General features: G+C 67.2%; 21 protein-coding genes. 7 read left to right on the plus strand and 14 right to left on the minus strand.

The window, feature by feature from the left end; all coding sequences use genetic code 11:
- Positions 1 to 3: 3 nt before the first annotated feature.
- The 7 genes from MRBLAR12_RS13035 to MRBLAR12_RS13065 form a co-directional block, all read right to left on the minus strand.
- Complete coding sequence (locus tag MRBLAR12_RS13035; protein WP_229991956.1) at positions 4 to 1,515, minus strand: S8 family serine peptidase; 1,512 nt, start codon at positions 1,513 to 1,515, stop codon at positions 4 to 6.
- Positions 1,516 to 1,722: 207 nt separating this feature from the next.
- Positions 1,723 to 2,778 (minus strand): Gfo/Idh/MocA family protein, encoded by a 1,056-nt coding sequence (locus MRBLAR12_RS13040; protein WP_364746539.1) that lies wholly within the window; start codon positions 2,776 to 2,778, stop codon positions 1,723 to 1,725.
- 168 nt (positions 2,779 to 2,946) lie between these two features.
- Positions 2,947 to 4,644: an ABC transporter family substrate-binding protein gene (locus tag MRBLAR12_RS13045; RefSeq protein WP_364746541.1), complete on the minus strand. Its 1,698-nt coding sequence runs from the start codon at positions 4,642 to 4,644 to the stop codon at positions 2,947 to 2,949.
- A 98-nt stretch (positions 4,645 to 4,742) separates the two neighbouring features.
- A complete protein-coding gene (locus tag MRBLAR12_RS13050) occupies positions 4,743 to 6,911 on the minus strand; it encodes an ABC transporter ATP-binding protein (protein WP_364746543.1) in 2,169 nt (722 codons plus the stop codon).
- Positions 6,908 to 7,942 (minus strand): ABC transporter permease, encoded by a 1,035-nt coding sequence (locus tag MRBLAR12_RS13055; RefSeq protein ID WP_364746545.1) that lies wholly within the window; start codon positions 7,940 to 7,942, stop codon positions 6,908 to 6,910. The genes MRBLAR12_RS13050 and MRBLAR12_RS13055 overlap by 4 nt, the downstream gene beginning before the upstream one ends.
- A 2-nt stretch (positions 7,943 to 7,944) precedes the next feature.
- On the minus strand, positions 7,945 to 8,931 hold the full coding sequence (locus MRBLAR12_RS13060) for an ABC transporter permease (RefSeq protein WP_364746547.1): 987 nt from the start codon (positions 8,929 to 8,931) through the stop codon (positions 7,945 to 7,947).
- A 361-nt stretch (positions 8,932 to 9,292) separates the two neighbouring features.
- A complete protein-coding gene (locus MRBLAR12_RS13065) occupies positions 9,293 to 9,925 on the minus strand; it encodes a TetR/AcrR family transcriptional regulator (protein ID WP_229991950.1) in 633 nt (210 codons plus the stop codon).
- Between the two features lie 126 nt (positions 9,926 to 10,051).
- Here MRBLAR12_RS13065 and MRBLAR12_RS13070 point away from each other — a divergent pair, with 126 nt between their 5' ends.
- The 3 genes from MRBLAR12_RS13070 (at position 10,052) to MRBLAR12_RS13080 (ending at position 12,619) form a co-directional block, all read left to right on the plus strand.
- Complete coding sequence (locus MRBLAR12_RS13070; RefSeq protein ID WP_229991949.1) at positions 10,052 to 10,615, plus strand: NAD(P)H-dependent oxidoreductase; 564 nt, start codon at positions 10,052 to 10,054, stop codon at positions 10,613 to 10,615.
- Between the two features lie 170 nt (positions 10,616 to 10,785).
- Complete coding sequence (locus MRBLAR12_RS13075) at positions 10,786 to 12,078, plus strand: PLP-dependent aminotransferase family protein (protein WP_364746549.1); 1,293 nt, start codon at positions 10,786 to 10,788, stop codon at positions 12,076 to 12,078.
- Positions 12,079 to 12,190: 112 nt separating this feature from the next.
- Positions 12,191 to 12,619 (plus strand): universal stress protein, encoded by a 429-nt coding sequence (locus MRBLAR12_RS13080; RefSeq protein WP_229991947.1) that lies wholly within the window; start codon positions 12,191 to 12,193, stop codon positions 12,617 to 12,619.
- A gap of 4 nt (positions 12,620 to 12,623) precedes the next feature.
- Here the strand turns inward: MRBLAR12_RS13080 and MRBLAR12_RS13085 are convergent, their stop codons facing one another.
- Positions 12,624 to 14,258: an AMP-binding protein gene (locus MRBLAR12_RS13085; protein ID WP_364746551.1), complete on the minus strand. Its 1,635-nt coding sequence runs from the start codon at positions 14,256 to 14,258 to the stop codon at positions 12,624 to 12,626.
- Between the two features lie 268 nt (positions 14,259 to 14,526).
- Here MRBLAR12_RS13085 and MRBLAR12_RS13090 point away from each other — a divergent pair, with 268 nt between their 5' ends.
- Complete coding sequence (locus tag MRBLAR12_RS13090; RefSeq protein WP_364746553.1) at positions 14,527 to 14,865, plus strand: hypothetical protein; 339 nt, start codon at positions 14,527 to 14,529, stop codon at positions 14,863 to 14,865.
- A gap of 113 nt (positions 14,866 to 14,978) precedes the next feature.
- On the opposite strand, the gene MRBLAR12_RS13095 is transcribed toward MRBLAR12_RS13090, so the two are convergent.
- From MRBLAR12_RS13095 to MRBLAR12_RS13110, 4 genes are all read right to left on the minus strand, one after another.
- On the minus strand, positions 14,979 to 16,550 hold the full coding sequence (locus MRBLAR12_RS13095; protein WP_364746555.1) for a dihydrolipoamide acetyltransferase family protein: 1,572 nt from the start codon (positions 16,548 to 16,550) through the stop codon (positions 14,979 to 14,981).
- A 9-nt stretch (positions 16,551 to 16,559) separates the two neighbouring features.
- The gene (locus tag MRBLAR12_RS13100) at positions 16,560 to 17,540 is read right to left on the minus strand and encodes an alpha-ketoacid dehydrogenase subunit beta (RefSeq protein WP_229991943.1); all 981 of its coding nucleotides are present in this window, start codon (positions 17,538 to 17,540) and stop codon (positions 16,560 to 16,562) included.
- A complete protein-coding gene (locus MRBLAR12_RS13105) occupies positions 17,540 to 18,817 on the minus strand; it encodes a thiamine pyrophosphate-dependent dehydrogenase E1 component subunit alpha (RefSeq protein ID WP_364746557.1) in 1,278 nt (425 codons plus the stop codon). Before MRBLAR12_RS13105 ends, MRBLAR12_RS13100 begins: the two co-directional genes overlap by 1 nt.
- 147 nt (positions 18,818 to 18,964) lie before the next feature.
- Positions 18,965 to 20,083: a histidinol-phosphate transaminase gene (locus tag MRBLAR12_RS13110; protein ID WP_229991941.1), complete on the minus strand. Its 1,119-nt coding sequence runs from the start codon at positions 20,081 to 20,083 to the stop codon at positions 18,965 to 18,967.
- Between the two features lie 106 nt (positions 20,084 to 20,189).
- Between MRBLAR12_RS13110 and MRBLAR12_RS13115 the strand changes: the two genes are divergently transcribed.
- Positions 20,190 to 20,576 (plus strand): phage holin family protein, encoded by a 387-nt coding sequence (locus MRBLAR12_RS13115; protein ID WP_229991940.1) that lies wholly within the window; start codon positions 20,190 to 20,192, stop codon positions 20,574 to 20,576.
- Here MRBLAR12_RS13115 and MRBLAR12_RS13120 read toward each other — a convergent pair.
- Together MRBLAR12_RS13120 and MRBLAR12_RS13125 are read right to left on the minus strand one after the other, a co-directional pair.
- The gene (locus tag MRBLAR12_RS13120; protein WP_364746559.1) at positions 20,527 to 21,900 is read right to left on the minus strand and encodes a hypothetical protein; all 1,374 of its coding nucleotides are present in this window, start codon (positions 21,898 to 21,900) and stop codon (positions 20,527 to 20,529) included. The two genes, MRBLAR12_RS13115 and MRBLAR12_RS13120, sit on opposite strands and share 50 nt — an antisense overlap.
- 95 nt (positions 21,901 to 21,995) lie before the next feature.
- Complete coding sequence (locus MRBLAR12_RS13125; protein WP_229991938.1) at positions 21,996 to 22,337, minus strand: hypothetical protein; 342 nt, start codon at positions 22,335 to 22,337, stop codon at positions 21,996 to 21,998.
- A gap of 225 nt (positions 22,338 to 22,562) precedes the next feature.
- Between MRBLAR12_RS13125 and purB the strand changes: the two genes are divergently transcribed.
- Both purB and MRBLAR12_RS13135 read left to right on the plus strand, forming a co-directional pair.
- Positions 22,563 to 24,005 carry an adenylosuccinate lyase gene (gene purB, locus MRBLAR12_RS13130; RefSeq protein WP_364746561.1) on the plus strand — a complete coding sequence of 481 codons (1,443 nt, stop codon included), beginning with the start codon at positions 22,563 to 22,565 and terminating at the stop codon, positions 24,003 to 24,005.
- Positions 24,002 to 24,673 carry a histidine phosphatase family protein gene (locus MRBLAR12_RS13135; RefSeq protein WP_229991936.1) on the plus strand — a complete coding sequence of 224 codons (672 nt, stop codon included), beginning with the start codon at positions 24,002 to 24,004 and terminating at the stop codon, positions 24,671 to 24,673. The genes purB and MRBLAR12_RS13135 overlap by 4 nt, the downstream gene beginning before the upstream one ends.
- The last annotated feature ends 83 nt before the right edge of the window (positions 24,674 to 24,756 follow it).

Genomic DNA, 24,756 nt, shown 5'->3' on the forward strand with positions numbered 1-24,756 from the left:
CGTTTAACCCCCGATGGCGCGGAGGGCGTTCACCTGGCCACTGCCGTAGAAGCCGTTGTTGCCCGTGCCGCCCTGGCAGAGCTGCGGTGCACCGTTGGACGCAGACGGGAACGGCGCGTACATCGTGGTGTCGGGGCAGGCCATGCCGTCGGCGGTGGTGGTGATCCGCGCCGAAACGGCTCCCGGGTTGCTCACACCGCTGCTGACCACGAGAGCAGCAACCCCGGCGACGTGCGGGGAGGCCATCGAGGTGCCCTGCAGGTAGCAGTACGCGGCACCGGCGTCGACCACCTTGAGCGATGCGGCGCAGGGTGCGGACGCCGGCCAGGTGGACAGGACTCGACCGTTCACTGCGGCGGGGGTGAGCTGCAGACGGCGGTCTCCGCCGGGGGCCACGACATCGGCAGTGCCGACTCCGTAACTTGAATAGTAGGACTTGTTGCCCTTATTGCCGTTGGCCGTCACACCGATGACGCCCGGCAGTTCGACCGGGACCACGGCACAGGCGTTGGTGATCTCCCGCGATACCGGCGTGGAGTCGTCCGGGCTCATGACGTCCCGGGAGGGGTGGGCGAGGTCGTCCGAGAAATTACCCTGGGCTGCAACGACGGTGGTGCCGCTCTGCTGGGCGAAGCGGATGGCACGGCGTTCGGCCTCCCAGATGGCGCGCTGCTCCGGGTCGTTCTTGCAGTTGAAGAGATACGGGTCCGCGAAGTAGCTGTTGTTCGTGACCTGGATCCCCTTGGCGGCTGCCCACATGAAGGAGCAAACGATAGCCTCGGGGTAGAAGAAGCCGCCGGCGTTGCCGGCCTTGATCCCGGCAATCTTCACGTTGGGCGCCACGCCGACCATGCCGATGCCGTTCTTGGCGGCCGCGATGGTCCCCGCAGTGTGGGTGCCGTGGCCGTTGTCGTCCATCCAGGCGGACGGGGACTGGTCAGGGACGCCGCCGACGCAGGAGACACTCTTGGCAAAGTCGACGTTGGGGGCCAGGTCAGGGTGGGTGTAGTCGAGGCCGGTGTCGATGTCGCCGACCACCACGGAAGCGCTTCCGCCGTTGAGGGTGCGGGCGGCGGGTGCCTGGATCTGGTCCATGTCCCACTGCAGGGCTGACAGGTTATCGCTTCCGGGGGCGGGGGTGCCCGCCGTGACGGGCGCCTGGGCGTCGGTGTTGTCCGCGGCGCTGTCGCCGATGGCGACCCCAAAGGCGGCGGTGGAGGCCGCGCCCTGGACTGCCCCGTCCCGGGCCTTCAGCGCGGAACCGAAACCGACGCGGTCCGACTTCACGATCGCCACCCCGATTTCCGGATAGCTGTGGACCACGGTTCCGCCGGCTGTCGTGACCGACTTCAGCGAGGAATCCGACACACTGTTGGCCTTGTACAGGACCACGTAGTTCTGCATTGAGCCCGTTGGGGCATCGGCTGACGCGGCAGGATATGCCGCACCGGCCAACAAGCCCACTGCAAGGCCTACTGTGCTCAGCGGTGCAATGAGCCTTTTGAGTTTTTGCATCGTGCTGCTCCATTTCTGCCAGGGCGGCAGCACACGATAGCGGCCGGCCGCACTGGATTCGCTCTCCAATCGACCGTCGGCGTCTTTGCCGAAGACCGCTTCCGGGGTTCACCCGAACAAGATAGGTGAAGACCCACGACTTAGACCATAGTGACGCAAGTTACAGTTGTGAAGCCTCATCGGTGGATGAATTTGGCCAGTCCGCGGCTAAGCCAGCTCCCGGGCCTGCTCGATCAGCTGCAGCACCTGAAGCGGGCCCGCTGGGTCGACGGGGACGGGCAGCGCCGAGGCGGCACCGCCGTCGGCGATCTTTGCGGCCAGGATCCGGTAGAACTCCGGGTAGGCGCCGCGCTCGTTGGGCAGCCGGTCCAGATGCCCGTCGCGTCCCAGGAGCCCAGCCCAGTCCGGATCTTCCACGCCGTAGTCGGCGTCCAGCGGGCTTCCGCCGGCCACGATGTAGGGCTCCTGCGGGTCCACGCCGTGCTTGGTGAAGCCGCCCTCGCTGCCCAGGATGCGGTAGCGCGGACCTTGCTGGGCGCACAGCATGTTCATCCAGAGGTGGCTGGTTACCCCGGAGCTGTGCCGCAGGGCCACGAAGACGTCGTCGTCAGCCCTCTCGCCGGGCCGCCGGGCCGCCAGTTCAGCGTGGATCACCGTGGCCGGGCCGAAGAGCTGCACGGCCTGGTCCAGCAGGTGGGTGCCGAGGTCAAACAGCACGCCGCCGCCGTCGTCCGCCGTGGCGGCCGCCTTCCACGCCTTGGGGACGTCCGGTGACCACCGCTCGAAGCGGGACTCAAAGCGGGTCACGGTACCGAAGGCTCCCGCGTCCATGAGGGCTTTCACGGTGAGGAAGTCGCCGTCCCAGCGCCGGTTCTGGAACACGGTGAGCACCCGGCCCAGCCGCGCGGCGAGGTCGATGAGTTCCTGCCCCTCGGCGCTGCGCACGGCGAACGGCTTGTCGACGACGACGTCGAGTCCGGCTTCCAGCGCCGCTTTCGCCAGCGGGTAGTGGGTGGCGGGCGGCGTGCCGAGCACCAGCAGGTCCAGTCCGCCGGCGAGCTCCAGGATGTCGGCCGGGGTGTCGACGAGCCTGGCGTCCGGGTAGCTGGACGCGGCGGCGGACTGCCGGCCGGCGTCGGAGGTGGAGATGGCATCCAGCGAATAGGCAGGGTTTGCGGCGATGAAGGGAGCGTGGAAGACGCTGCCCGAGAGGCCGAAACCGGCGACGGCGGTGCGGATAGGCCTGGCTGAATCGTTGCTCATGGTGCCTAGGCTACCGCCCTGCGCGCCTGCAGGACCCGGCAGGTTGCTTGGCGGGCGGCCGGTCAAGCGAACGAGGCCGGCGCCGCCCGGATGCTTCCAGGGGCGCCGGCCTCGGCCGTGCTGGTTGTTAATGCCTACTGTTACTCAGTATTGCTTAGTCGGCAGGGGTTACTTCTTGTCCCAGCCGACGACGCTCCAGTCCGGTGTCTGGAACAGGCTGGCGCCGTAGTTGGCCAGGCCCGTGCGGGCGAAGTAGATCTGCGGGCCGTTCATGACCACGCCCATGGAGAAGTACTTTTCCATGTGCTTCTTCTCGACGTCCATGGCGGCCTTGTTGCGCTGGGCGTCATCCTGGATGGAGGAGAGGTCCTTGATGGCCTTGTCCAGCTCGGCATCGCCGAGTTCGTTCTCGTTGGTGGCGGAGTCGTAGTACTGCTTCACCGCAGATGTGGCGTCGGCGCCGACGGAGTAGCCGCTGATGGTGAGCTGGAAGTCGCGGCTGCCAACCACCTTGCCGAAGTCGGCGTCGCCGCGCTGGTCAATGCCAACTTCCATGCCGGCCGCCTGCAGCTGCTTCTGCAGGGTCTGCACGGTGGCGAGGGCGGTGGGGTCGTCACCGAAGTTGGTGATCTTGAACGACGCTGGGACGCCGTCCTTTTCCATGATGCCCTTGGCGTTGGCCTTGTAGCCGGCCTCGGTCAGAACCTTCTTGGCCGCGTCGGCGCCCGTCTCCTTGACCGGGTAGTTGTCCTGGTAGTACTTCGAGAACGGCATCAGCATCATCGAGCCCGAGCTGTTCTCCTCCCAGTTCAGGCCACCGAAACGGACGGCGCGGATGGCCGGACGGTCAACGGCGGTGAAGATCGCCTTGCGGACGGCGACGTCGGTGAGCGGTGCCTTCAGGGCGTTGAGGTTCAGGCCGCCCGCGAAGAGTCGCTGACCGCGGCGGACCTCGGAGTTCTTGGTGCCTTCAAGCTGCTTGTACTTGGTCAGCGTGCGGCCGTCGGCCATGTCGACCTCGCCGTTCTTGAAGGCGGCGATCTCCGCGCTTGCCTCCAGCTGGCGGAAGATCACCTTGTCCAGGACCGCCTTCTCGCCCCACCACTTGTCGTTCGGAACCAGGGAGACAGTCTTCGCGGCAGAGTCGAACTTGTCGACCTTGAACGGGCCGGCCATCCACTCGGGGTGCATTTCACCGGTGAACCCGGTGTTGAAGATTTCCGGGGTGTTGACGGTCTGCGGGATGAATCCGCCGAAGATGTCGCTGAGCGGGTACACCGGCTGCGTGGTGGTCACAACGACTTCCTTGTCGCTGGTTCCGGCTTTGACGGAGTCGATGAACTCGTAGGCGCCGGACGTGACGATGTCGATGTCCTTGTTCTGGCCGTTGAGCATCTTCCACGTGTTTTCGAACGTGGCGGCGTTGATCGGAGTGCCGTCGTTGTAGGCGGCCTTCGGGTTGACCTTGATGGTGATGGTCTGCTTGCCGTCTTTGACTTCGCTCTTGAAGTCTTCGCAGAAGTTCTTGTTGAGGCTGGCGGTGCCGTCGAAGTCCAGCTTCCAGCAGCCGACGTAGCCGGCCTCGTCGATCGGGTAGTGCAATTCAGTGTTGTCCGCTGAGTTGCCCGCGTTGGAGAAGCCGTTGAAGTCCGGTCCGATGTTGCCCAGGGGCAGCGTCACGGTGCCGCCCTGCTGCAGGTCGGCGGCGTTCTTGGCGTTGACGCTGATGAGCTTGCTGAGATCGCCGGAGGCATCCTGTGCCTTGGCGCTCTGAGCTGTGGTGGAGGCGCCACCGCTGCCGCAGGCAGTCAGCGCAAGCGCCGCCACGACGGCGGTGATGCCACCGATTTTGGTGCGATTCTTCATGAGATCCCCTTCATTTTTTGTGCGAGTGTGATGCATGGGAGGTCTGCCGGACTGCTGGTCCGGATGTTGCTGGCCGGGATGTCTGCTGGTCGGGTCAGTCAGTGGTCTTCGTGGACAACGACCATGTCTGCGTCCAGTTCGCCGTCCGGGTAGAAGCAGGCGAACTGCTGGTCGGTGGCGGCTGGTTCCAGGGCGGGCTCGAGGGTCAGGCACTTCTCCTGCCTGGCCGGCGGCAGGGCCGCAAACACGGGGCAGCGGGTGGCGAAGTTGCAGCCTGCCGGCGCCTCCAGCGGTGAGGGCAGGTCGCCCTGGAGGATGATCCGTTCGCGGGTGCGCTCCAGCTCCGGATCCGGTACCGGGATCGCGGAGAGCAGGGCCCGGGTGTAGGGGTGGCGGGGGTTGTCGAAGACGGCGTCGACGTCTCCGATCTCCACGATCTTGCCCAGGTACATGACAGCAACGCGGTTGGAGATGTGCCGGACCACGGAGAGATCGTGCGCCACCATGAGGTAGCTCAGGCCGAGTTCGGCACGGAGCTTGTCCAGGAGGTTGATGACGCCTGCCTGCACTGACACGTCGAGGGCGGAGACAGGTTCGTCCAGGACAACCAGCCGGGGGTTCACGGCGAGGGCGCGGGCAATGCCGATGCGCTGGCGCTGGCCGCCGGAGAACTGGTTGGGGAAACGGTTGACGTGGTCCGCCTGCAGGCCCACCAGCTCCATGAGCTCCATGATCCGCTTCCGGATGGCCGGCTTGGGCATGCCCAGGTTTTCCATCGGCTCGGCCAGGACCTCGTAGACGGTGAAGCGCGGATCCAGCGCCCCGGTGGGATCCTGGAACACCATCTGCAGTTCCCTGCGCATTCCAGCCTTGGCCCTGGCGTCGGCGGACTGCTTGTTGCTCAGCCCGCCAATGACCACCTCGCCGTCCTGGTCCTTGTGGAATTCCATGATTTCCAGCAGGGTGGTGGTCTTTCCGCAGCCGGACTCCCCCACGATCGAGAAGCACTCGCCTTCGCGGATATCGAAGCTCAGCCCGTCCACGGCTTTCACCGTGCCGATCCTGCGCTTGAGCAGGGCGCCCTTCATCAGGGGAAAGCGCTTCTTTACGTCGCGGAGCTCCAGGACAGTCTTACGCTCGTGCCGCGGAAGGCGGTCGAAGCGGGAGACCGGCACGGCCGGGGCGGCGAAAATGGCGTGGGCGTCGACGTCGGCGAGTGCCTCGGTCTTGATGCACGCGGCACTGTGTCCCGTGCCGGGCTCCACCGTCCGAAGGTCCGGTTCGCCGTCGAGGCAGGCCTCGCTGGCCAGCGGGCAACGCGGCGCGAACGAGCAGCCGGTGGGCGGGTGGGCGAGGTTCGGGGGGATGCCGTCGATCGGGACCAGTGAGGTCTTTTCCGCGATGTCCACGCGCGGTACGGCCCCGAGCAGGCCCATGGTGTAGGGCATCCGCGGGCTGTAGTAGATGTCGTCGACGCTGCCGGTCTCCACCGGCCTGCCGGCGTACATCACCATGATGTCGTCCGCCATGCCGGCGACCACGCCGAGGTCGTGCGTGATCATCACGACGGCGGCGCCGGTCTCCTCCTGCGCGGCATGGAGCACCTCCAGGACCTGCGCCTGGATGGTGACGTCCAGCGCCGTCGTCGGCTCATCGGCGATCAGAACCCGCGGGTTGTTGGCGATCGCGATCGCGATCATGACGCGCTGGCGCATGCCGCCGGAGAACTCGTGCGGGAAGGCCTTGAGCCGGTCCTTCGGGCTGGGGATGCCGACCAACCCCAGGAGTTCGACGGCGCGGGCCTCCTTGGCCCGCTTGCTCATGGTCGGGTTGTGGACGGTCAGGGCCTCGATAATCTGGGTGCCGACGGTATAGACAGGGGTCAGGGAGGACAGCGGGTCCTGGAACACCATCGCGAGGTCGTTGCCGCGGTACTGGCACATGGCCTTGTCGCTGAGACCCAGCAGTTCCTTGCCGTTGAGCCGGACGGAACCGCTGATTTCCGCCGTCGGAGGCAGCAGGCCCATGATCGCCATGGACGTGACCGATTTGCCGGAGCCGGACTCGCCCACGATGCCCAGCGTCTTGCCGGGCAGCACGTCGAAGTCGATGCCGCGCACCGCGTGCACCACACCGTTTTCGGTGTTGAAGCGGACGTTGAGGTCCCGGACGGAGAGAATCGCGCCGGTGGGGGCATGCAGCCCCGCGACGCGGAGGCGCTCGGCGGTGCCCTGGGTGATGGTATTGGCGGTGGTATTGCTGGTCATTTGTTCTTCTTCTGTGTTTTGCCAGTCGGCGTCTCGCCAGTCGGCGTCTCGCCGAGCTGTGTCTTGCCAATACTGGCGCTGCCTCGCTTCGCGCGGCCAACGGAGCTGGAGCTGGGATCGAACGCGTCGCGGAGGCCATCGTTCATCATCGCCAGCGAGCCGGTGAGCAGGAACATCACGATCAACGGAGCCCAGAACATCCACGGAAAGGTGGAGACCTGCGAGGTGGACTGGCCGATCAGCACGCCCAGGCTTACGTCCGGGACCTTGATGCCGATGCCGATAAAGGAAAACGCGACCTCGGCGAGGATGGCGCCGGTGACCCCGCGGGTGACTTCCAGGACCAGCAGGGAGCCGATGTTCGGCACGAGGTGCCGCCAGACGATCCGGCGCGGCGGGATGCCCATGTACTGCGCGGCCTTGACGAAGTCACGCTGCATGAGCGACAGCGACAGGGACCTGATCAGGCGCGCGGTGCCCATCCAGCTGAAGACCAGCAGCACGATGATCAGCAGCAGCCAGCTCGGGATGGTGTTCTTCAGGCCGTTGGCGCCGCCGCTTGTGGCCACCGCGACCACCAGCAGGGCCGGCATCATGATCAGGGCTTCGAGGATGAACAGCATGACCTTGTCCACCTTGCGGCCGAAGTACGCCATGGTGCAGCCGTAGACAGCGGCGATCAGCACGGAGACGACGCCGACGACGACGCCAATCAGGATGGAGACCCTGGTGCCCTCGACGGTCAGGGCGTAGAGGTCGATCCCGGCTTGGGAGGTGCCCAGCAGATGCTCCGCGGAAGGCGGCATGCCGATGTTGAAGGGGTCGATGGCCTCCTTGTCCCAACTGCTGAAGAAGCCGCCGATGAAGGACAGGAGCGTCAGGGTCAGGAAGATGACCAGGCCGGCGACGGCTGTCCGGTTGCGCAGGAAGCGCCGCAGGATGATCCGCGACTTGCCGATCACGACGTCGTCTTTTTCCATCTTTCCTTCGTCGAGGACGGCGGCCGGGTCAATCGTGTTGAGGTTGGTCATGATTACTGCACCCGCACTCTCGGGTCGACGAGCGTGGTGGCGAAGTCAGCGAGGATCGCCCCGACCGCGAAGATGACGGAGCCGTAGGCGAGGGTAGCGGTGGCCGCGTTGACGTCCTGGAGCGCGATCGAATCGATGGACCAGGAACCGACGCCGTGCCAGGCGAAGATCTTCTCCGCGAAGAAACCGCCGGCAAAGATGGCCGGGATGGTGAACGCAATGCTCTGCGCCACGGGGATGAAGGACACCCGCAGGGCGTGGCGGCTGATGGCCTGGTTGCGGGTCAGGCCCTTGGCCCGTGCCGTCCGCACGAAGTCGGCGTTGACGTTGTCCAGCAGATACTGGCGCTGGGCGATCTGGTAGGCGCCCCAGCCCACAATCGTGATGGCGAAAGTGGGCACGGCGTAGTGGGAGAGCATGTCGATGAACTGGTCCCAGCCGCCGCCGTCGAGGCCCGGAGTGGAGATGCCGGTGACGAAGAAGACGCGCTCCCCGACCGTCTCGTTGATGTTGATGGCGCCCAGCTGCACCAGGAAGTAGGCGATCGGGGCGGGAACGATGTACATGAGGTAGCTGTACGAGGTGATGACCCTGTCCGAGGCCTTGTACTGGCGGGCGGCGGTGTAGACGCCGAGGGCGACGCCGATCACCAGGGTCAGGATGATCGAGGCCAGGAACAGCCGGGTTGAGATCCAGACGCGGTCGCCGAACTCGGCGTTGATGAAGGCGCCGTTGGGGCTCCGCCCCCAGTCCCAGCGGGTGAGAATGGCCGTGAGCCAGTCGACGTAGCGCTCCCACGGGTTGAGCGTCGGATCGAGCCCCTTAAGCCGGAAGGAGTTGACCACCTGTTCGGGGGTGGGCCGCGGAATCCGCTCCTGCTCGAGCAGCGCCGGCTGCAGTGTGCTCACCGCCAGGAGATAGCCGGCACTGGTGGTCAGGAAGATCATGAAGACATACGTGATGGCACGTTTGGCGAGATATCGAAACATGGAGCGGCTAGTTCTGGATCGCCGTTGCCTGAGCGGATTTGGGCGCCAAGGCGGCGGCTGCACGAGCCGGCCTGCCTGCCGGGATGACAAGATTATTCACAACTTCGGTCCTTCCGTAGTCCCCCATCCGGCAGCGGGTTCCGCCGCCGGTTCGGGATCATGGGCCAGCTGGTTTCCGGCCGCCCGCAGGCCTTGCGGCTGAGTCCTGGTGGACTATGTTGCGGGTCACATTCCAGAGGAAGCTATCACATCTGCCGGGCCGGACCGCGCTCCCGGCGGCCGCGACACGGCGGCTTCGCCGCAGATCGTTATCAATAACTCCGTGGAATGGATTTGGACTCGCGGAATTGGCAATGCCGCGCTAGTGTCCGCCCACAATGCGCGTGACAAGTTCCCGCCAGGTTTCCGCCAGCCGCTCGGGCGCAATCCCGTGCACGCCGACGGAGTGGAGCAACAGTTCCGGCTCCAGCGCCGCCCCCAGGGCCGACGCCATGAGCCGCGGGTCCGCCGTCACGCCGGCGTCGCGCAGCAGCATCTCAAGGTGGCGATGCCAGAGGACGGCTGGGGGCACATCGAACCTGTTGTAGGCCGAGGCATCGGCGGCCCTGGCCAGCTCCCCGAACTCCAGGGTCCAGGCAATGCGGGCGGCACCTACGGCGATCAGCCGCTCCAGGGGTGGCGCGCCGGGACCCACCGGTGGCGGACCGAACATGAACCGGCCCTGGAATTCGGCCTCGGCGTCGCTGAGGAGGGCCATCATCAGCCCGGCACGGCTGCCGAACCGCCGGAAGACTGTCCCTTTTCCAACTCCGGCGCGCTGCGCCAGCCGGTCCATGGTGAGGGCGTCGACGCTGGATTCCCCAACGATTTCCCGGGCGGCGCAGAGGAGCAGTTCCCTGTTGCGCGCCGCGTCACGGCGCCCGGTTTCTGCGGCGGGCGCGGCGGGGCGCCCTCCCCCGGACTGGGCGCCGGGACGGATCGGGATGAGGCTCACACCGCTGAGTCTAGCGCCTCGGAATATAAACGGACCGCAGTCCGTTTAGCATGGGTGAAGGCCCCCAAAGCCCCACGATCCACCAGCCGCCGGAACCATCCTGCGGCGTGATGCACAGGAGTACATATGTCCAAGAAGACCATCCTCACCCTCGTCGGCAGCCTTCGCGCCGGCTCCACCAACCTTCAGCTGGCCGAGGCCATCGCGCTCAACGCCCCCGAACAGGTGGACGTAGTCATCCACGAGAGCCTGGGCAACATCCCGTTCTACAACGAGGACATCGACGTCGAAGGCCAGGTGCCCGCGGCCGCCGCCGCCCTGCGTGCCGCCGCCAACGACGCGGACACCATCCTGCTGGTCACGCCGGAACACAACGGCACCGTCCCGGCGTCGCTGAAGAACGCCATCGACTGGCTGTCGCGCCCGTTCGGCGCCGGCGCCCTCTCCGGCAAGCCCACCGCAGTTGTCGGAACCGCCTTTGGCCAGTTCGGCGGCGTTTGGGCCCAGGACGAGGCCCGCAAGGCCGTCGGCATCGCCGGCGCCCAGGTCCTCGAGAACGTCAAGCTGGCAGTCCCCGGCTCGATGGTCCGCTTCGCCGAGGTCCACCCCAAGGATGACGCCGAAGTTGTCGAGCAGATCAAGGGCGTGTTCGACGCGCTGGCCGAGGTCCCCGCCGCAGAAGCGGCCTAGGCTTTCCGCACTCCGCTCAACAACACCCCGAGGCCCCCGGCAGCATGCAGCTGCCGGGGGCCTCGGGGATCCCGGCCAGTTGCGGCGGGTGAGGCCGGGTGATGGCCTGGAAACAGTCGTTCGAAAACAATCGTTTCCCCCCGTGCAACATGGGTAGTATCCTTGGGACTGTGACCCACGAAACACTTGATGCCGCCGCAGCAGTACTTCCGGCCGAGGCCATTGACGCAATCGAACGTGCGGCTACGTCCGCCCACCGCCACGAGATCCTGTTCTCGGAGCGCGCAGCAAATATCAAGCAGTCGGCAGTCCGGGACGTTTTCGACATCTCGATGCGCCCCGGCCTCGTTTCCCTCGCCGGCGGAAGCCCGTACCTGCAGTCCCTGCCGCTGGAACGCCTTGGCCAGACCGCCGCGAAGATCATCGCCGAGCAGGGAATGACCGCCCTGCAGTACGGCAGCGGCCAGGGTACCGAGGAACTCCGCGCCCAGATCTGCGAGGTCATGGCAGCTGAGGGAATTCTCGACGCCGACCCCGCGAACATCGTGATTACCGCCGGCTCGCAGTCCGCGCAGGATGTGGCCACCAAGGTCTTCTGCAACCCAGGCGACGTGGTGCTCGTGGAGGATCCCACCTATGTGGGCGCCCTCAACACGTTCGAGGCCTACCAGGTGGAAGTCGAAGCCGTGCCGATGGACGGCGACGGCATCGTCCCGGACCTGCTGGAGGCGAAAATAGCCGCCCTCCAGACCGCCGGCAGAAACATCAAGTTCCTCTACACCATCCCCAGCTTCAACAACCCGTCCGGCATCACCCTGGCCACAGAACGCCGGCAAGCGGTGGTGGATATATGCCGAAACGCGAATATTTTGGTGCTGGAGGACAACCCCTACGGCCTGCTCCGCTTCGACGGCAAGCCGCTGACCCCTTTGCGGGCAGCCAACCCGGATGACGTCATCTACATGGGGTCCTTTTCAAAGATCTTCGCACCGGGCCTGCGGATCGGCTGGGCCCTCGTCCCGGCCCACCTGCAGCGCCGGTATTACCTGGCATCAGAGGCCGTCACCCTGTGCCCGCCGACCCTGAACCAGATGCTGGTATCGGCCTATCTGCGCGACTACGACTGGCGCGGCCAGATCGAGACGTACCGCGGGCTGTACAGGGAACGCTGCGAGGCAATGCTTGCCGCCCTGGCCGAATACATGCCGGACGGACTGAGCTGGACACAGCCCGACGGCGGCTTTTTCGTGTGGGTGACCTTGCCCGAAGGCGTGGACACCTACCCGCTGCTGAAGAAGGCCATCGACGCCGGCGTCGTCTTCATCCCGGGGGCGGCCTTCACCTCGTCGGACGACACGTCGAACAAGATCCGGCTGGCGTTCAGCGCGGTGCCGCCCGAGTCGATCCGTGAGGGCGTGCGGCGGCTCGCGCCGGTCCTGCGGGAAGCGTTGGCCGCACTGTAGCGTGAACAGCGGCAGGGTTCGCTGCGGCGCATGAACAGCGCAAGCCGTCGAACAGCAGGGCCGATCGAACAGGCGCATTGAACAGCATTACTCGTTGAAAGAGGAGCAGTCCATGACCGGAATTATCGTTGTCGGCGTCGACGGCAGTGAAACTGCCCTGCGGGCGGCGCACACCGCGCGCGACCTCGCAGTTTCCGTGGGGGCGACACTTCATGTGGTCAGCGCCTTTGACAGCGACAGGACCCAGGTCTTCGGCAGCGGCAGTGACCAGTGGATCGTTTCCGACGCCGGCAACGCGGAAACGGTGGCGCGGACGGTGGCGGACGGCCTGCGCCGCCCGGACATCGCCGTCACCTACGCCGCCGCCCGGGGCAAGCCCGCCGAGGCCCTGATCCGGGAAGCCGAACGGACCGGTGCCCTGATGATTGTGGTTGGCAACCGACGCATGAGCGGGATCGGCCGGGTCTTGGGGAGCGTTGCGAACAGCGTGGCCCACAACGCCCCCTGCGACGTCTACATCGCCAAGACCGACGCCGACTAAGGCGCTACCGCTTCTCCGGCACCGCGGCCGGCTCCTCGGCCGGAACAGTGGCCGGTTCCGCGGGCTGGAGCATCCGGCGCAGGATTTTTCCTGACGCGGACTTCGGCACGGCTTCGATGAACTCCACGCGGCGGATCTTCTTGAACGGCGCCACCTTGGCCGCCACGAAGTCCATGACGCCCACCACGTCCAGGGCATCGCCGTCCGCTCCGGGCTGGCGGACGACGAACGCCTTGGGCACTTCCTGGCCGTCGGCGTCGAGGGATCCGATCACCGCGGAGTCGGCAATGCCGGGGTGCGTGAGGAGCAGGGCCTCCAGCTCCGCCGGGGCGATCTGGTAGCCGTTGTATTTGATCAGTTCCTTGAGCCGGTCCACGATCGTCACCACCCCGTCCGCCCGCACCGTGGCGATGTCCCCGGTGTGCAGGAAGCCGTCCGCGTCCAGGGTGTCCGCGGTTTCCTGCGGCCGGTTGAGATAGCCGAGCATCACGTTCGGCCCGCGGCACAGGAGATGTCCCGGCGCGCTGGTGCCGTCCGCGGGAACCGGAATATCCTCCCCCGTGGCCGGGTCCACGAGGCGGCACTGCATATTCGGCACGGTGTAGCCCACGGAGCTGACGGGGGCGTCGCCCGCTTCGCGCGGAATAAGGTGAGATACCGGGCTCATCTCGGTCATGCCATAGCCCTGCAGGACCCGGCATCCGAGGCGTTCGGCCAAGCGGGTGCCGAGCTCTCCGTCCAGCGGCGCCGCGCCCGAGAGGGCGGTGTGCACCGAGCCGAGGTCGTACTCGGCAACCAGCGGGTGCTTGGAGAGCGCCACGGCCACGGGTGGGGCGATGAACAGGTAGCTGCACCGGTGATCCTGGATGATCCGCAGGAACTCGGGCAGATCGAATCTGGGCATCGTGACGAGCCTGGCCCGCTGGCGCAGGGCGAGGTTCAGCAGCACGGTCAGCCCGTAGATGTGGAAAAACGGCAGCAGCGCCAGGAGCCGGTCCTCGGGGACCACGCCGAGCAGCCCCCTGGCCTGTTCCACGTTGGCGACCAGATTTCGGTGGCTGAGCATGACGCCCTTCGGCCGGCCCGTGGTGCCGGACGAGTAAGGCAGCACGGCCACATGCGTGGCCGGATCGAACGAGACGCGGGGCGCCGGCGCGCCCATGGCGAGCAAGTCACCCAGCGAGGGGTGGCCGTCGGCGCCGTCGAGCAACACGAGCCGCGAGGCCGGGATCCCGGTCCTTTCGGCCGCCTCCCGGGCGGCCGGCAGCAGCGCCGAGACGGTGAAGAGCCAGCTGGCGCCGGCGTCGGTGAGCTGGGTGGCGATCTCGTCCACGGTGTACAGCGAGTTGATGGTGGTGACCGTGGCGCCTGCCCGGAGCAGGCCGTGGAAGACGGTCGCAAAGGCGGGGACGTTGGGGCACAGGATGGCTGCCACGCCGTGCACCCCGAGGCCTTGGGCGGCCACGGCGCCAGCAAGGGCATCGATTTGCCCGCGGAGCGCCCGGTACGTGGTCTCCGCACCGCTGGCGCCGTCGACGATGGCGACCCGGTCCAGGTCCTCCTCTGCCAGAGCGCCGAAGAGGTAGTCGTAAATGCCGAGACTGGGAACTTCGACGTCGGGGTACGGGCTTGAAAACACGCAACATCTCCTTTGATCCGCGTCCGCCCGGGCTGTCGGCGGCTGGTGTCACTCTAATACCGGGGCGCATCGCCGGGACAGGACGGCGCGGACTTGGCTGTGTTCCGGCTTGACTGTGTTCCGACGTGACTGTGACTTGACGAGGATCACCCCCTCCCGTGGGCAGCCTCACCGCCCAGTGGGCCTGCCGGAACGGACCGGCTCGATAAAATGGGAAGTGCCCTGCGATGGTGCGGACATCCAAGAACCCACCTACCGAGGGAGCCCCATGATCACTCTTCAGCGCCGCCAGCTGGTTGGCCACGACATCCTGCTGGCCCGGCACGGCAACCACATCAGCGCCATGCGCCTGGACCGCAGCACCGGCCGCGTTGTCGCGTTCCTGGACGACGGATCAACCGACAGCGCCCCGAACTTGATTGCCCCGGGTCTGCGTATGCCCGACACCGTGCGCAGCGTGCTCCGTCAGGACTGGAAGTTCCTCACCGGGATCAGCGCAGGCAGCGTGGTGCTCGCGGGCCTGATGTTTGCCGCCTCGGCCGCCGTCGCAGGCATGAGCGGCGATCCCGCGCTGGTCCAGATGCTGACCGCGTACTCGGGAAACTGAGCCGCCCGGGCCAATTGGCCTGATACTGACCGAACCCCGCCGCTGAATAGTTCAGCGGCGGGGTTCCGTCGTTTCGGGGCTTCCGGCCGTTTGGGGCTCCGGCAGTTTTGGGGTCAGTCCAGCAGTAGTGCCGGCTCTTCCAGGATGGCGGCGACGTCCGCCATGAAACGGGCTGAAAGGTCACCGTCCACCACCCGGTGGTCGAAGGAGCCGCCGAGGGTGGTGATCCAGCGCGGAATGACTTCGCCGTCCAGGACCCAGGGCTTTTGCTTGATGGTGCCGAACGCCACGATCGCGACTTCGCCCGGGTTGATGATCGGCGTGCCGGTGTCGATGCCGAGGGCGCCGATGTTGGTCACGGTGAGCGTGCCGCCGCGCATCTGGGCGGGCTGGGTCTTGCCGGCCCGCGCCGTAGTGGCGAGATCGTTCAGGGCCAGGGCCAGCTGCTTGAGCGAGAGGTCCTGGGCGTTCTTGATGTTCGGCACCATCAGTCCGCGGGGCGTGGCGGCGGCGATGCCCAGGTTCATGAAGTGCTTGACGTGGATTTCCGCGGAATCGCTGCCGTCCGGGTTGTCCACCCACGTCGCGTTGACACTCGGGTTCCGCGCCGCGGCCCAAATGACCGCCTTGGCCAGGATCAGCAGCGGGGAAACCCTGATGCCTTCGAAGTCGCGGGAGGCCTTCAGGCGCTTGACGAATTCCATGGTGCGGCTGGCGTCGACGTCGACAAAGATGCTGACGTGCGGCGCCGCGAAAGCCGATTCGACCATGGCTTTCGCGGTGGCCTTGCGGACCCCCTTGACCGGGATCCGCTCGATCCGCTGGTCCTGCGGGCGGCCGGACTTGCCCCAGAACGAGTCCGCCTTGTCCACCTCGGCGTCACGCTGGGCCTGGTAGCTCACCAGGTCCTCACGGGTCACTTCACCGCGGGCGCCGGTGGGCACGACGTCGGCCAGGTTGATCCCGAGGTCCCGGGCGATCTTGCGGACCGGCGGCTTGGCCAGCACCTTGCCGACCAGGCCGCTGATGGCGCCGCCCAACGTGGGGCGCGGGTCAACGGACTCGGCCGGGCCAGCAGCCTCGGCAGCCGGGCGGCCGACCGCGGCCGGGCTGATCCAGATGTCGTGGGCCTCAACCCCCACCCGCTCCCCGGCCTCGCTAACTCGGCCAGGGAACCCGGCGGGCGTGGCCCTAGGCTCGAGCACCGGGGCGGCAGCGCCGGCGCCGGCCGAAGTGGCCGCCGGGGCGGAAATCCGCCGCCGGCGCTTGACGGCGTCGGCCTTGGGACCGGAGCCCACAAGCGGGCCGCCGGCCGGCCTCCCGGCTGCTTCGCCGGCGTCGGACGTGTCAGCCTGCAGCGTGCCGTACATGGGCGCCGCGGGAGCCGCCGGGGCGGGAGATGCCTGGGCAGCAGGCGCCGGGGCGGCCTGCTCCGGGGCGGCGAAGGCGTCGCTCACGCTGATGATCGGCGTGCCGACCTCCACAGTGACTCCCTCGGGAACCAGCAGTTCGGTGACGGTCCCCGCGAAGGGTGAGGGCAGTTCCACCAGGGACTTGGCCGTCTCGATCTCGCACAGGACCTCGTTGATGGCCACGGTATCGCCGGGCTTGACCTTCCAGGCGACGATTTCTGCCTCCGTTAGCCCTTCGCCGACGTCGGGGAGGTTGAACTTGTTGAGCGTCATGGGTCCTCGTCAGTACGCCAGGGCGCGGTCCAGCGCCTCAAGGATGCGGTCGATGTCCGGCAAGTAGTCTTCTTCGACCTTGGCCACGGGATAGGGCATGTGGAATCCTCCGACGCGGATGACGGGGGCCTCCAGTGAATGGAAGGCCCGTTCGCTGATCCGCGCGGCAATTTCGCCGCCGATGCCGCCGAAAGTGGGGGCCTCGTGGGCCACGATCAGCCGGCCGGTCTTCTGGACCGATGCCGTGACGGTGTCGAAGTCGATCGGCGAGATGGAACGGAGGTCGATTACCTCGACGCTGTGGCCGTCCTCGGCCGCGGCCTCCGCCGCTGCGAGGGCCACGGGCACGAGCGGTCCGTAGACAACGACGGTAGCGTCGGTGCCCTCGCGGAGCACATGCGCCTTAAAGGGGTCCGCGGACGCGCCGGGGGTCTCGGTATCGACCTCGCCCTTGAGCCAGTAGCGGCGCTTGGGCTCGAACACGATGACGGGATCCTGGCAGTCGACGGCCTGCTGGATCATCCAATAGGCATCGTGCGGATTGGACGGCGTGATGATGCGCAGGCCGGCCGTGTGGGCGAACAGGGCCTCCGGTGATTCGGAGTGGTGCTCGATCGAGCCGATGCCGCCGCCGTATGGGATCCGGATGACGACGGGAACGGTCAGGTTGCCGTTGCTGCGGGAATGCATCTTGGCCAGCTGGGTGGTGATCTGGTTGAACCCCGGGAACACGAAGCCGTCGAACTGGATCTCGCAGACCGGCTGGTAGCCGCGCAGGGACAGGCCGATGGCGGTGCCGATTATGCCGGACTCGGCCAGCGGGGTATCCACCACGCGGTCGGCGCCGAATTCGGCGATCAGCCCGTCAGTGACCCGGTAGACGCCGCCGAGGGCCCCGATGTCCTCGCCCATCAGCAGCGAGCGGGGGTTGTTGCTCAACGTGGCCCGCAGGCCCTCGTTGATGGCCTTCGCAATGGTCATGGTGGTCATTACTGGGCCGCCCCGTCTGTCTGCCCAGCCTGTGCCGGACCTGATTTTGCCTGTACGGTTTCGGCGTCGGCGAACCCTGCGCTGTATTCCTCGAACCAGGCCAGTTCCTCGGCCACCAGCGGATGGGCCTCCACGTAGGTGTTGGCGAAGGCAGTCCGGATGTCCGGGGTTTCGAGGTCGTAGGTGGTCTTGCGGACATAGGCGGCGAGCTCGTCGCCGTCGGCCTTGACCTGCTCGAAGAAGGAGTCGTCCGCGAGGCCCTCGGCCCGGAGATACTTCTCCAGCCGCGCCAGCGGGTCCTTGGCCCTCCACAGGCCCTCCTCGGCGGACCCACGGTACTTGGTGGGGTCATCGGCTGTGGTGTGCGCCCCGACCCGGTAGGTGAACGCCTCGATCAGGACCGGACCGTTGCCCTCACGGGCCTGCTCCAGCGCCCACTCCGTGACGGCGTGGACGGCGATCACGTCATTGCCGTCCACCCGGATGCCGGGGAAACCGTAGCCCTTGGCGCGGTTAGCGAGCGGGATGCGGGTCTGCACGGAGCTCGGCACGGAGATCGCCCAGTGGTTGTTCTGGCAGAAGAAGACCACGGGCGCCTGGTAGGACGAGGCGAACACCATGGATTCATGGACATCCCCTTCGGAGCTGGCTCCGTCGCCGAAGTACACCATGACGGCAGCGTTGGGCTCCACGGCCTGTCCCGCATCCCCACCGCCGGCGGCGTTGGCGGCCGCCAGCTTCTGGTCCCGCTGGATGCCCATGGCGTAACCCACGGCGTGCGGGGTCTGGGCGGCCAGGACCAGCGTGTAGAGGTGGAAGTTCGTGTCCTTCGGGTTCCAGCCGCCGTTGGAGACGCCACGGAACTGACGCAGGAGCTCGGCCAGGTCCACGTTCCGGGTCAGGGCCACGCCGTGCTCGCGGTAGGTCGGGAAGATGTAGTCCTGCGGCTGGCTGGCCCGGCCGGAGCCGATCTGCGCGGCTTCCTGTCCCGTGAGCGGCACCCACAAGGCCAGCTGGCCCTGCCGCTGCAGGGCGGTGGCTTCCACATCGAAGCGGCGGATCTTGGCCATGTCAGCGTAAAAGCCGCGCAGCGTGTCCGAATCCAGCTTCTCGGCGTACTTTGAGAAAACCGGGTCCGAGCCCAGGGTGCCGTCAGGGCCCAGCAACTGCACCATCGGCTCTGCCGGGGCGCCCAGTTGGGCCTCGGCCTCCGCCTCGAGCTGGTCATCCATCTCGGTTCCGTCGAACTCGGTAGAGGGCAGATGTGTGGCGCCCATACCGTCTCCTTGCTTGCCGCATCCGAATGCGCCGCAATCGCTGGGATATATGCCGGACAGGGAATACATTCCCCGTCCGGCATATATTTTGGCTTACTGGTCCTTACTTTAGCCGCACAGGGCGGACTGAACGCGCCGTGTTAAGCGCTAGGAACGCCGCGGCGGTTTTGTATAGATCGCACAGAGCTCCAGGAACCGGGTGTTGGCTTCCGGTTCGCCGATGCTGACCCGGACGCCCTCGTTGCCGAAGGCGCGCACGGACAGCGCCCGCTCGGCCGCCAGGGCGGCGAATTCCGCGCTGTTTGCGCCCAGATTGAGCCAGACGAAGTTGCCTTGGGCCTCCGGAACGAACCATCCGAGCTCCCGCAGTCCGGCCGTGACCCGGTCCCGTTCGTCCACCAGGCTTTGTACCCTTTCTACAACGTCAGCGAAGTGCTCGATCGACGTGACGGCAGCCGTTTCCGCGATTTGGGACACCGCGAAGGGTGTGGCGGCGACCCGCAGGTGCTGCGTCAGGTCGGGGCGGGAGACGCTGTAGCCCACGCGGAGACCGGCGAGGCCGTGCGCCTTCGAGAACGTCCGCAGGACGACGACGTTGGGGTACTTGCGGTACATGGCGATGCCGTCCACAGCGTCGCCGGCGCGCACGAATTCCTGGTAGGCCTCGTCGATGACCACCACGACGTCGGCCGGAACGGCATTGATGAAGCGCTCCGTTTCCTCCGTGGTCAAGATGGGTCCGGTCGGGTTGTTGGGCGTGCACAGCAGGATCATCCTGGTCCGCGCGGTCACTGCGGCAGCCATGGCGTCCAGGTCGTGCCGCCCGTCGGCCGTCAGCGGGATCCGGACGCTCTCGGCGCCCGCCAGTCCAACGCAGATCGGGTAGGCCTCAAACGAGCGCCAGGCGTAGATGACTTCGTCGGCCTTGCCGTCGTCGTTCTGGCCGGCGAAGGTGGTCAGCAGCTGGTTCAGGGCGCCCAGGCTGCCGGCGCCCGTGACGATGTCCTCGGCGGGAACATCCAGGAAGCGGGCGAGCGATTCGCGCAGCTTGCTGCTGAGCGGATCGGGGTAGCGGTTGAAGTCGGTCTGCGCCGCGATGGCCTGCTGCACTGCAGGGATCGGGGGCAACGGGTTTTCATTGGAGGACAGCTTGTAGCTGACCAGGCCTTCCACGGGGGCGGGCGGTTTTCCGGCCGCGTAGCGGGGGAGGAGGTCTACCACCGGACGGGGCTTGATGCCCCCGGCCGGGTTCTCTGATGAAGTCATGCCAACTAGCCTACTTCGGGTCGCTGCCGCTGTTGGGGGATGCTCGTTGCCGCCAGGGGGAATATGGTCCCTGCCGCTGCCGCCGGGCGTATGACAGCATGGGGCCATGCGCTCATTCATCGTACGAGTCATCATCAACGGGCTGGCCCTGGCAATCGCCTGCTGGATCCTCACCGGGCTGGATATTTCCACCCAGGGCGACGGCACCATCAACGTCATCCTGGGATACCTGTTTATCGGCCTGATCTTCGGCCTGGTTAATGCATTCGTCAAGCCGATCGTCAGCCTTCTGTCGCTGCCGATCACCATCCTCACCCTGGGCCTGTTCACGGTGGTCATCAACGCAGCGATGCTCTACCTGACGTCCTGGATCAGCAGCTACACCGTTGTGCACTTCACCATCGACTCGTTCTTCTGGACTGCCGTGTTCGCAGCCATCATCATCAGCGCGGTGTCCCTCGTGGCCAGCTTCCTTCCCGCCCTCGATCGCTAGGGGCTCCCGGGCCGTTCCGCGGCCCCGAAGCCGTGGGAGGGCCCGGCGCCGCCGGCGTTCCCCGCGGTGCCGGCCGGGCCTCGCGCCGGAGCGAGAACCGGGTGACCGTCGCCGCCCCGCCGGTCCCTACTACTGCGGCCAGCGCAGCCGTGGAGTCCTGCAGCGTGTTGTCCCGGCTCGCCGAGACGAGCGCGGCCCCGTCCGCGTAATTCCCCAGCCGGTGCCCCGGACCCAGGCCGAAGTCCTGCAGCGGCGGCACGGCCAGCGGGTTGGTGAGGGTCACGGTCACCCTGTCCCTGGTGTCCGGGTTGGCCAGTCCGTCTGCTCCCGGCACCCAGTCCTGCTCGTGTTCCAGGTGCAGGCTGCGGATCCCCGGCGCCGGGCTGATGCCGCCAACGGGCGAGCCCGCCGTCAGCACGAATTTGAGATCGTACTCGGCCAGGACGGCCCGGTCCTTGCTGAGGTTCATCGCGTGGATCCCACCCTGGCTGTAGCCGACAGCCACGAGCTGATCGCCGGCCTCGGCTCCGGCCTGCTGCAAGGCCTGCCGGACAGCGCCCGCCGTCGATGCCGAGTCGTAGCCCAGGGCCTCGGCGATGCCGGCGGGGTCAAAGGGGTTGGCGCCTTCCGGCAGGCCGCCCTGCTGGGTTCCCGGGATGACCACCACCCACGCTTTGCGGGTCCCGCCGTCGACCTCTATCACCTCGATCCGGCCACCCTGCTCCCCCACCGCTCCGGCCCGCCGCAACAGCCCGGCCGGTGAGAGGTCGACGTCGGCCGAAAACGTCTCCCGGCCCACGATGTTGACGGGCCTGGGCTTGAGGAACATGAGCCCCGGCGCGTCCGAAACGTCCCGGACCAGGCGACGGATGTCAGTGGGCCCACTCAGGGCTCCGGCGACGGCAGCCAGGGGCCCGGGAAGGCCAAGGAGCGCGGCAAGATTCCGGGGCGCCATGGCGATCCAGTCTTCGGCGATGCTGCGCACCCCCGGTAGGGCGAACGGCTCCGGCGCTGCGCCGTACTCGGAGCCGTGAAGCCCCATCCGCAGCAGCAGGGCATTCCGGGCTTCGGCGTATTCGTACTCGCGGTGGCTGGCGCGGACGTCGTCGCCAATGCGCTGAAGTTGTGACCGGACGCGGCCGACGTCCCGGCCAGCCTCCCCCACGGCGATGATGGCGTTGCTGCCGCTGGAGTAGGAGTCGGATTGATAGGGGAAAAGGGCGCGCCGGGCGGCGTCGGCTTCCATTTCAACCGATTGCAGCTGCCGGACCAGCCCGTCCAGTGCCGCGGCACCGGCCAGCAACTCCTCAAACTGGAAGCTCACCCCGCCGATGCCACCCCGGATTCTCAGACTGCCGTCTGCCGGCGGCGCTGAAACCCCGGGGGTGCCTCCGGAGCCTGCCGGAGTCGCCTCGGCCATCAGGGGCCTATCCGGTCCGCAGGCTGCGCCACGTTCCGGGCGTGCCGGAGCACCACAGCAACAGCATCGAGCAGGGAGTCCCGGCCCCTGCGCAGCGCCGCCGCGTGCAGGGACAAGGCAAGCCGATAGGCGCGGCCGGCCGGTGACTGCCACGTCTGTAGCTCAAGCCGGGCGAGCGCGGCGAGTACCGCGTCCGCCTCATCGGCGCACCTCGCTACGCGCCCAGCGAGCTGCTGGACTTCATAGCTGCGTGACGCGCACTCGAGGGCATCGGCGGCCGTCACGCCAAAAACAGCCACGCTGCCCGCCGGTCCGGGCGCCATCCCACTGGTCGGCGTCATCCCACTGCCCTGAGTCATCCCGCTGCCCTGAGATGACTGCTCTGTGACATCCAACTACTCATGAACCGACGCTAACGGGCGGCCAGGGCCGGCTGAAGTGCGCCGCCCGGCTATGTGGACAACGCCCCGGACGGCCGGCTGGTACCGGCCGGGCAAAGTCACGCGGCAAAGTCATAACGACGGGCGCGCTTAAGGGCCGGCGGCACTTCGTGAAAGAATCGGCACATGCCTGAAACTGCCGCCACAGCTGATACCCGCACGCCGTCCGGACGCCTGGCCCTCGCCGCGTCCGACCACCAGATCGCGCTCGGCCCGCTGGATGGCCGCTACCAGTCCGCCGTCGCGCCGCTGGTGGACTACCTTTCCGAAGCGGCCCTGAACCGCGACCGCGTGGCTGTGGAGGTCGAGTGGCTGATCCACCTGACCGGCAACAGCGTCCTGCCCGGGGCCGGCCCGCTCACTGCGGAACAGCAGCAGCAACTGCGCGCGATCGTCACGGAGTTCGACGCCGGATCCGTCACCGAACTGGCCGAGATCGAGGCGGTGACGGTGCACGACGTCAAGGCCGTCGAATACTACATCGGCCGCCGCCTGCCCGGCATCGGGATCGATCACCTGACCGCCATGGTGCACTTCGGCTGCACGTCCGAGGACATCAACAACCTCTCCTACGCCCTGGGCGTCAAGGGGGCCGTGGAGGACGTGTGGCTGCCCGCGGCCCGCGCCCTCGTTGCCCAGATCAGCGCCATGGCCGAGGACAACCGCGCCGTGCCGATGCTCTCCCGCACCCACGGCCAGCCCGCCACGCCCACCACGCTGGGCAAGGAACTGGCTGTGATTGCGCACCGGCTCAACCGGCAACTGGACCGGATTGCCCGGACCGAATACCTCGGCAAGATCAACGGCGCCACCGGCACCTACGCCGCCCACGTTGCCTCCGTCCCGGGCGCCGACTGGGAGCATGTCTCCAAGAGCTTCGTCGAAGGCCTCGGCCTGGCCTGGAACCCGCTCACCACCCAGATCGAAAGTCACGACTGGCAGGCCGAACTCTATGCCGACGTCGCGCGGTTCAACCGCATCCTGCACAACGTCTGCACCGACATCTGGAGCTACATCTCGATCGGCTACTTCGTGCAGATCCCGGTGGCAGGCGCCACCGGCTCCTCGACCATGCCGCACAAGGTGAACCCGATCCGTTTCGAAAACGCCGAGGCCAACCTTGAGATCTCCTCCGGCCTGCTGGACGTGCTGGGCTCCACCCTGGTCACCTCCCGCTGGCAGCGCGACCTCACCGACTCCTCCTCGCAGCGCAACATCGGGGTGGCGTTCGGCCACTCGCTGATCGCCATCTCGAACGTCGCCAAGGGCCTGGACCGGCTCAAAGTTGCCGAGAACGTGCTGGCCGCTGACCTGGACACAAACTGGGAAGTCCTCGGCGAGGCCATCCAGATGGTCATGCGCGCCGAGGCCATCGCCGGCGTCGAAGGCATGGAGAATCCGTACGAGCGGCTCAAGGACCTGACCCGCGGACAGCGCGTGGATGCTGCCCGGATGCAGGAATTCGTCCAGGGGCTCGGCCTGTCCGCCGACGCCGAAGCCCGGCTGCTGGCCCTGACCCCGGGCAAGTACACGGGCATCGCGGACCAGCTGGTGGACCACCTCAAGTGAGGCTCCTGCTCATCCGGCATGGACAGACGCCCGGGAACGTCCTCGGCCAGCTGGACACCGCCCACCCGGGGCCCGGGCTGACCGAGCTCGGGGAGCGGCAGGCTGAGGCCTTGTCGCGCGCCCTGGCGAACGAGCGGATCCATGCCCTCTACGCGTCCACCCTGATCCGGACGCAGATCACGGCCGCACCGCTTGCCCGGGTGCACGGGCTGGAAACCGAGGTGCTGCAGGGCATTCACGAGATCGAAGCCGGGGCGCTGGAGAAGCTGACGGACCACGAATCACACAAGCGGTACATCGGCACCATTTTTTCCTGGACGGACGGCGACCTGGACCGCCGGATGCCTGCCGGCCCCAGCGGCCGGGACTTCTTCGAGCGCTACGACGCCGCGATCGCCACAATAGCGGCACGGACCAACGGCGGGGGCGGTTCAGGATCCGTGGCCGTGGTCAGCCACGGCGCAGCCATCCGGGTGTGGGCCGGCCTGCGGGCAGGCAACATCGAACCGGACTTTGCCATCAAGCACGTGCTGGACAACACCGGAATCGTGGCGCTGGAAGGCGATCCCGACGGCGGCTGGGAGCTCATCCACTGGGACGACAGCCCTGTCGGCGGCCTGGCGCTGGCGGATCCGACGGCGGAGGACCCCACCGGCCGTCCGGCGTAGCGGGCCGGCCAGTCACCGGCGGGCGAAACCGGCTTGCCGGGACTGGACTGCTCACCTCAACGCGGCGATGATGAAATGAGGCG

This window comes from Arthrobacter sp. LAR12-1-1.1, assembly GCF_040676555.1.
Classification (GTDB): domain Bacteria; phylum Actinomycetota; class Actinomycetes; order Actinomycetales; family Micrococcaceae; genus Arthrobacter.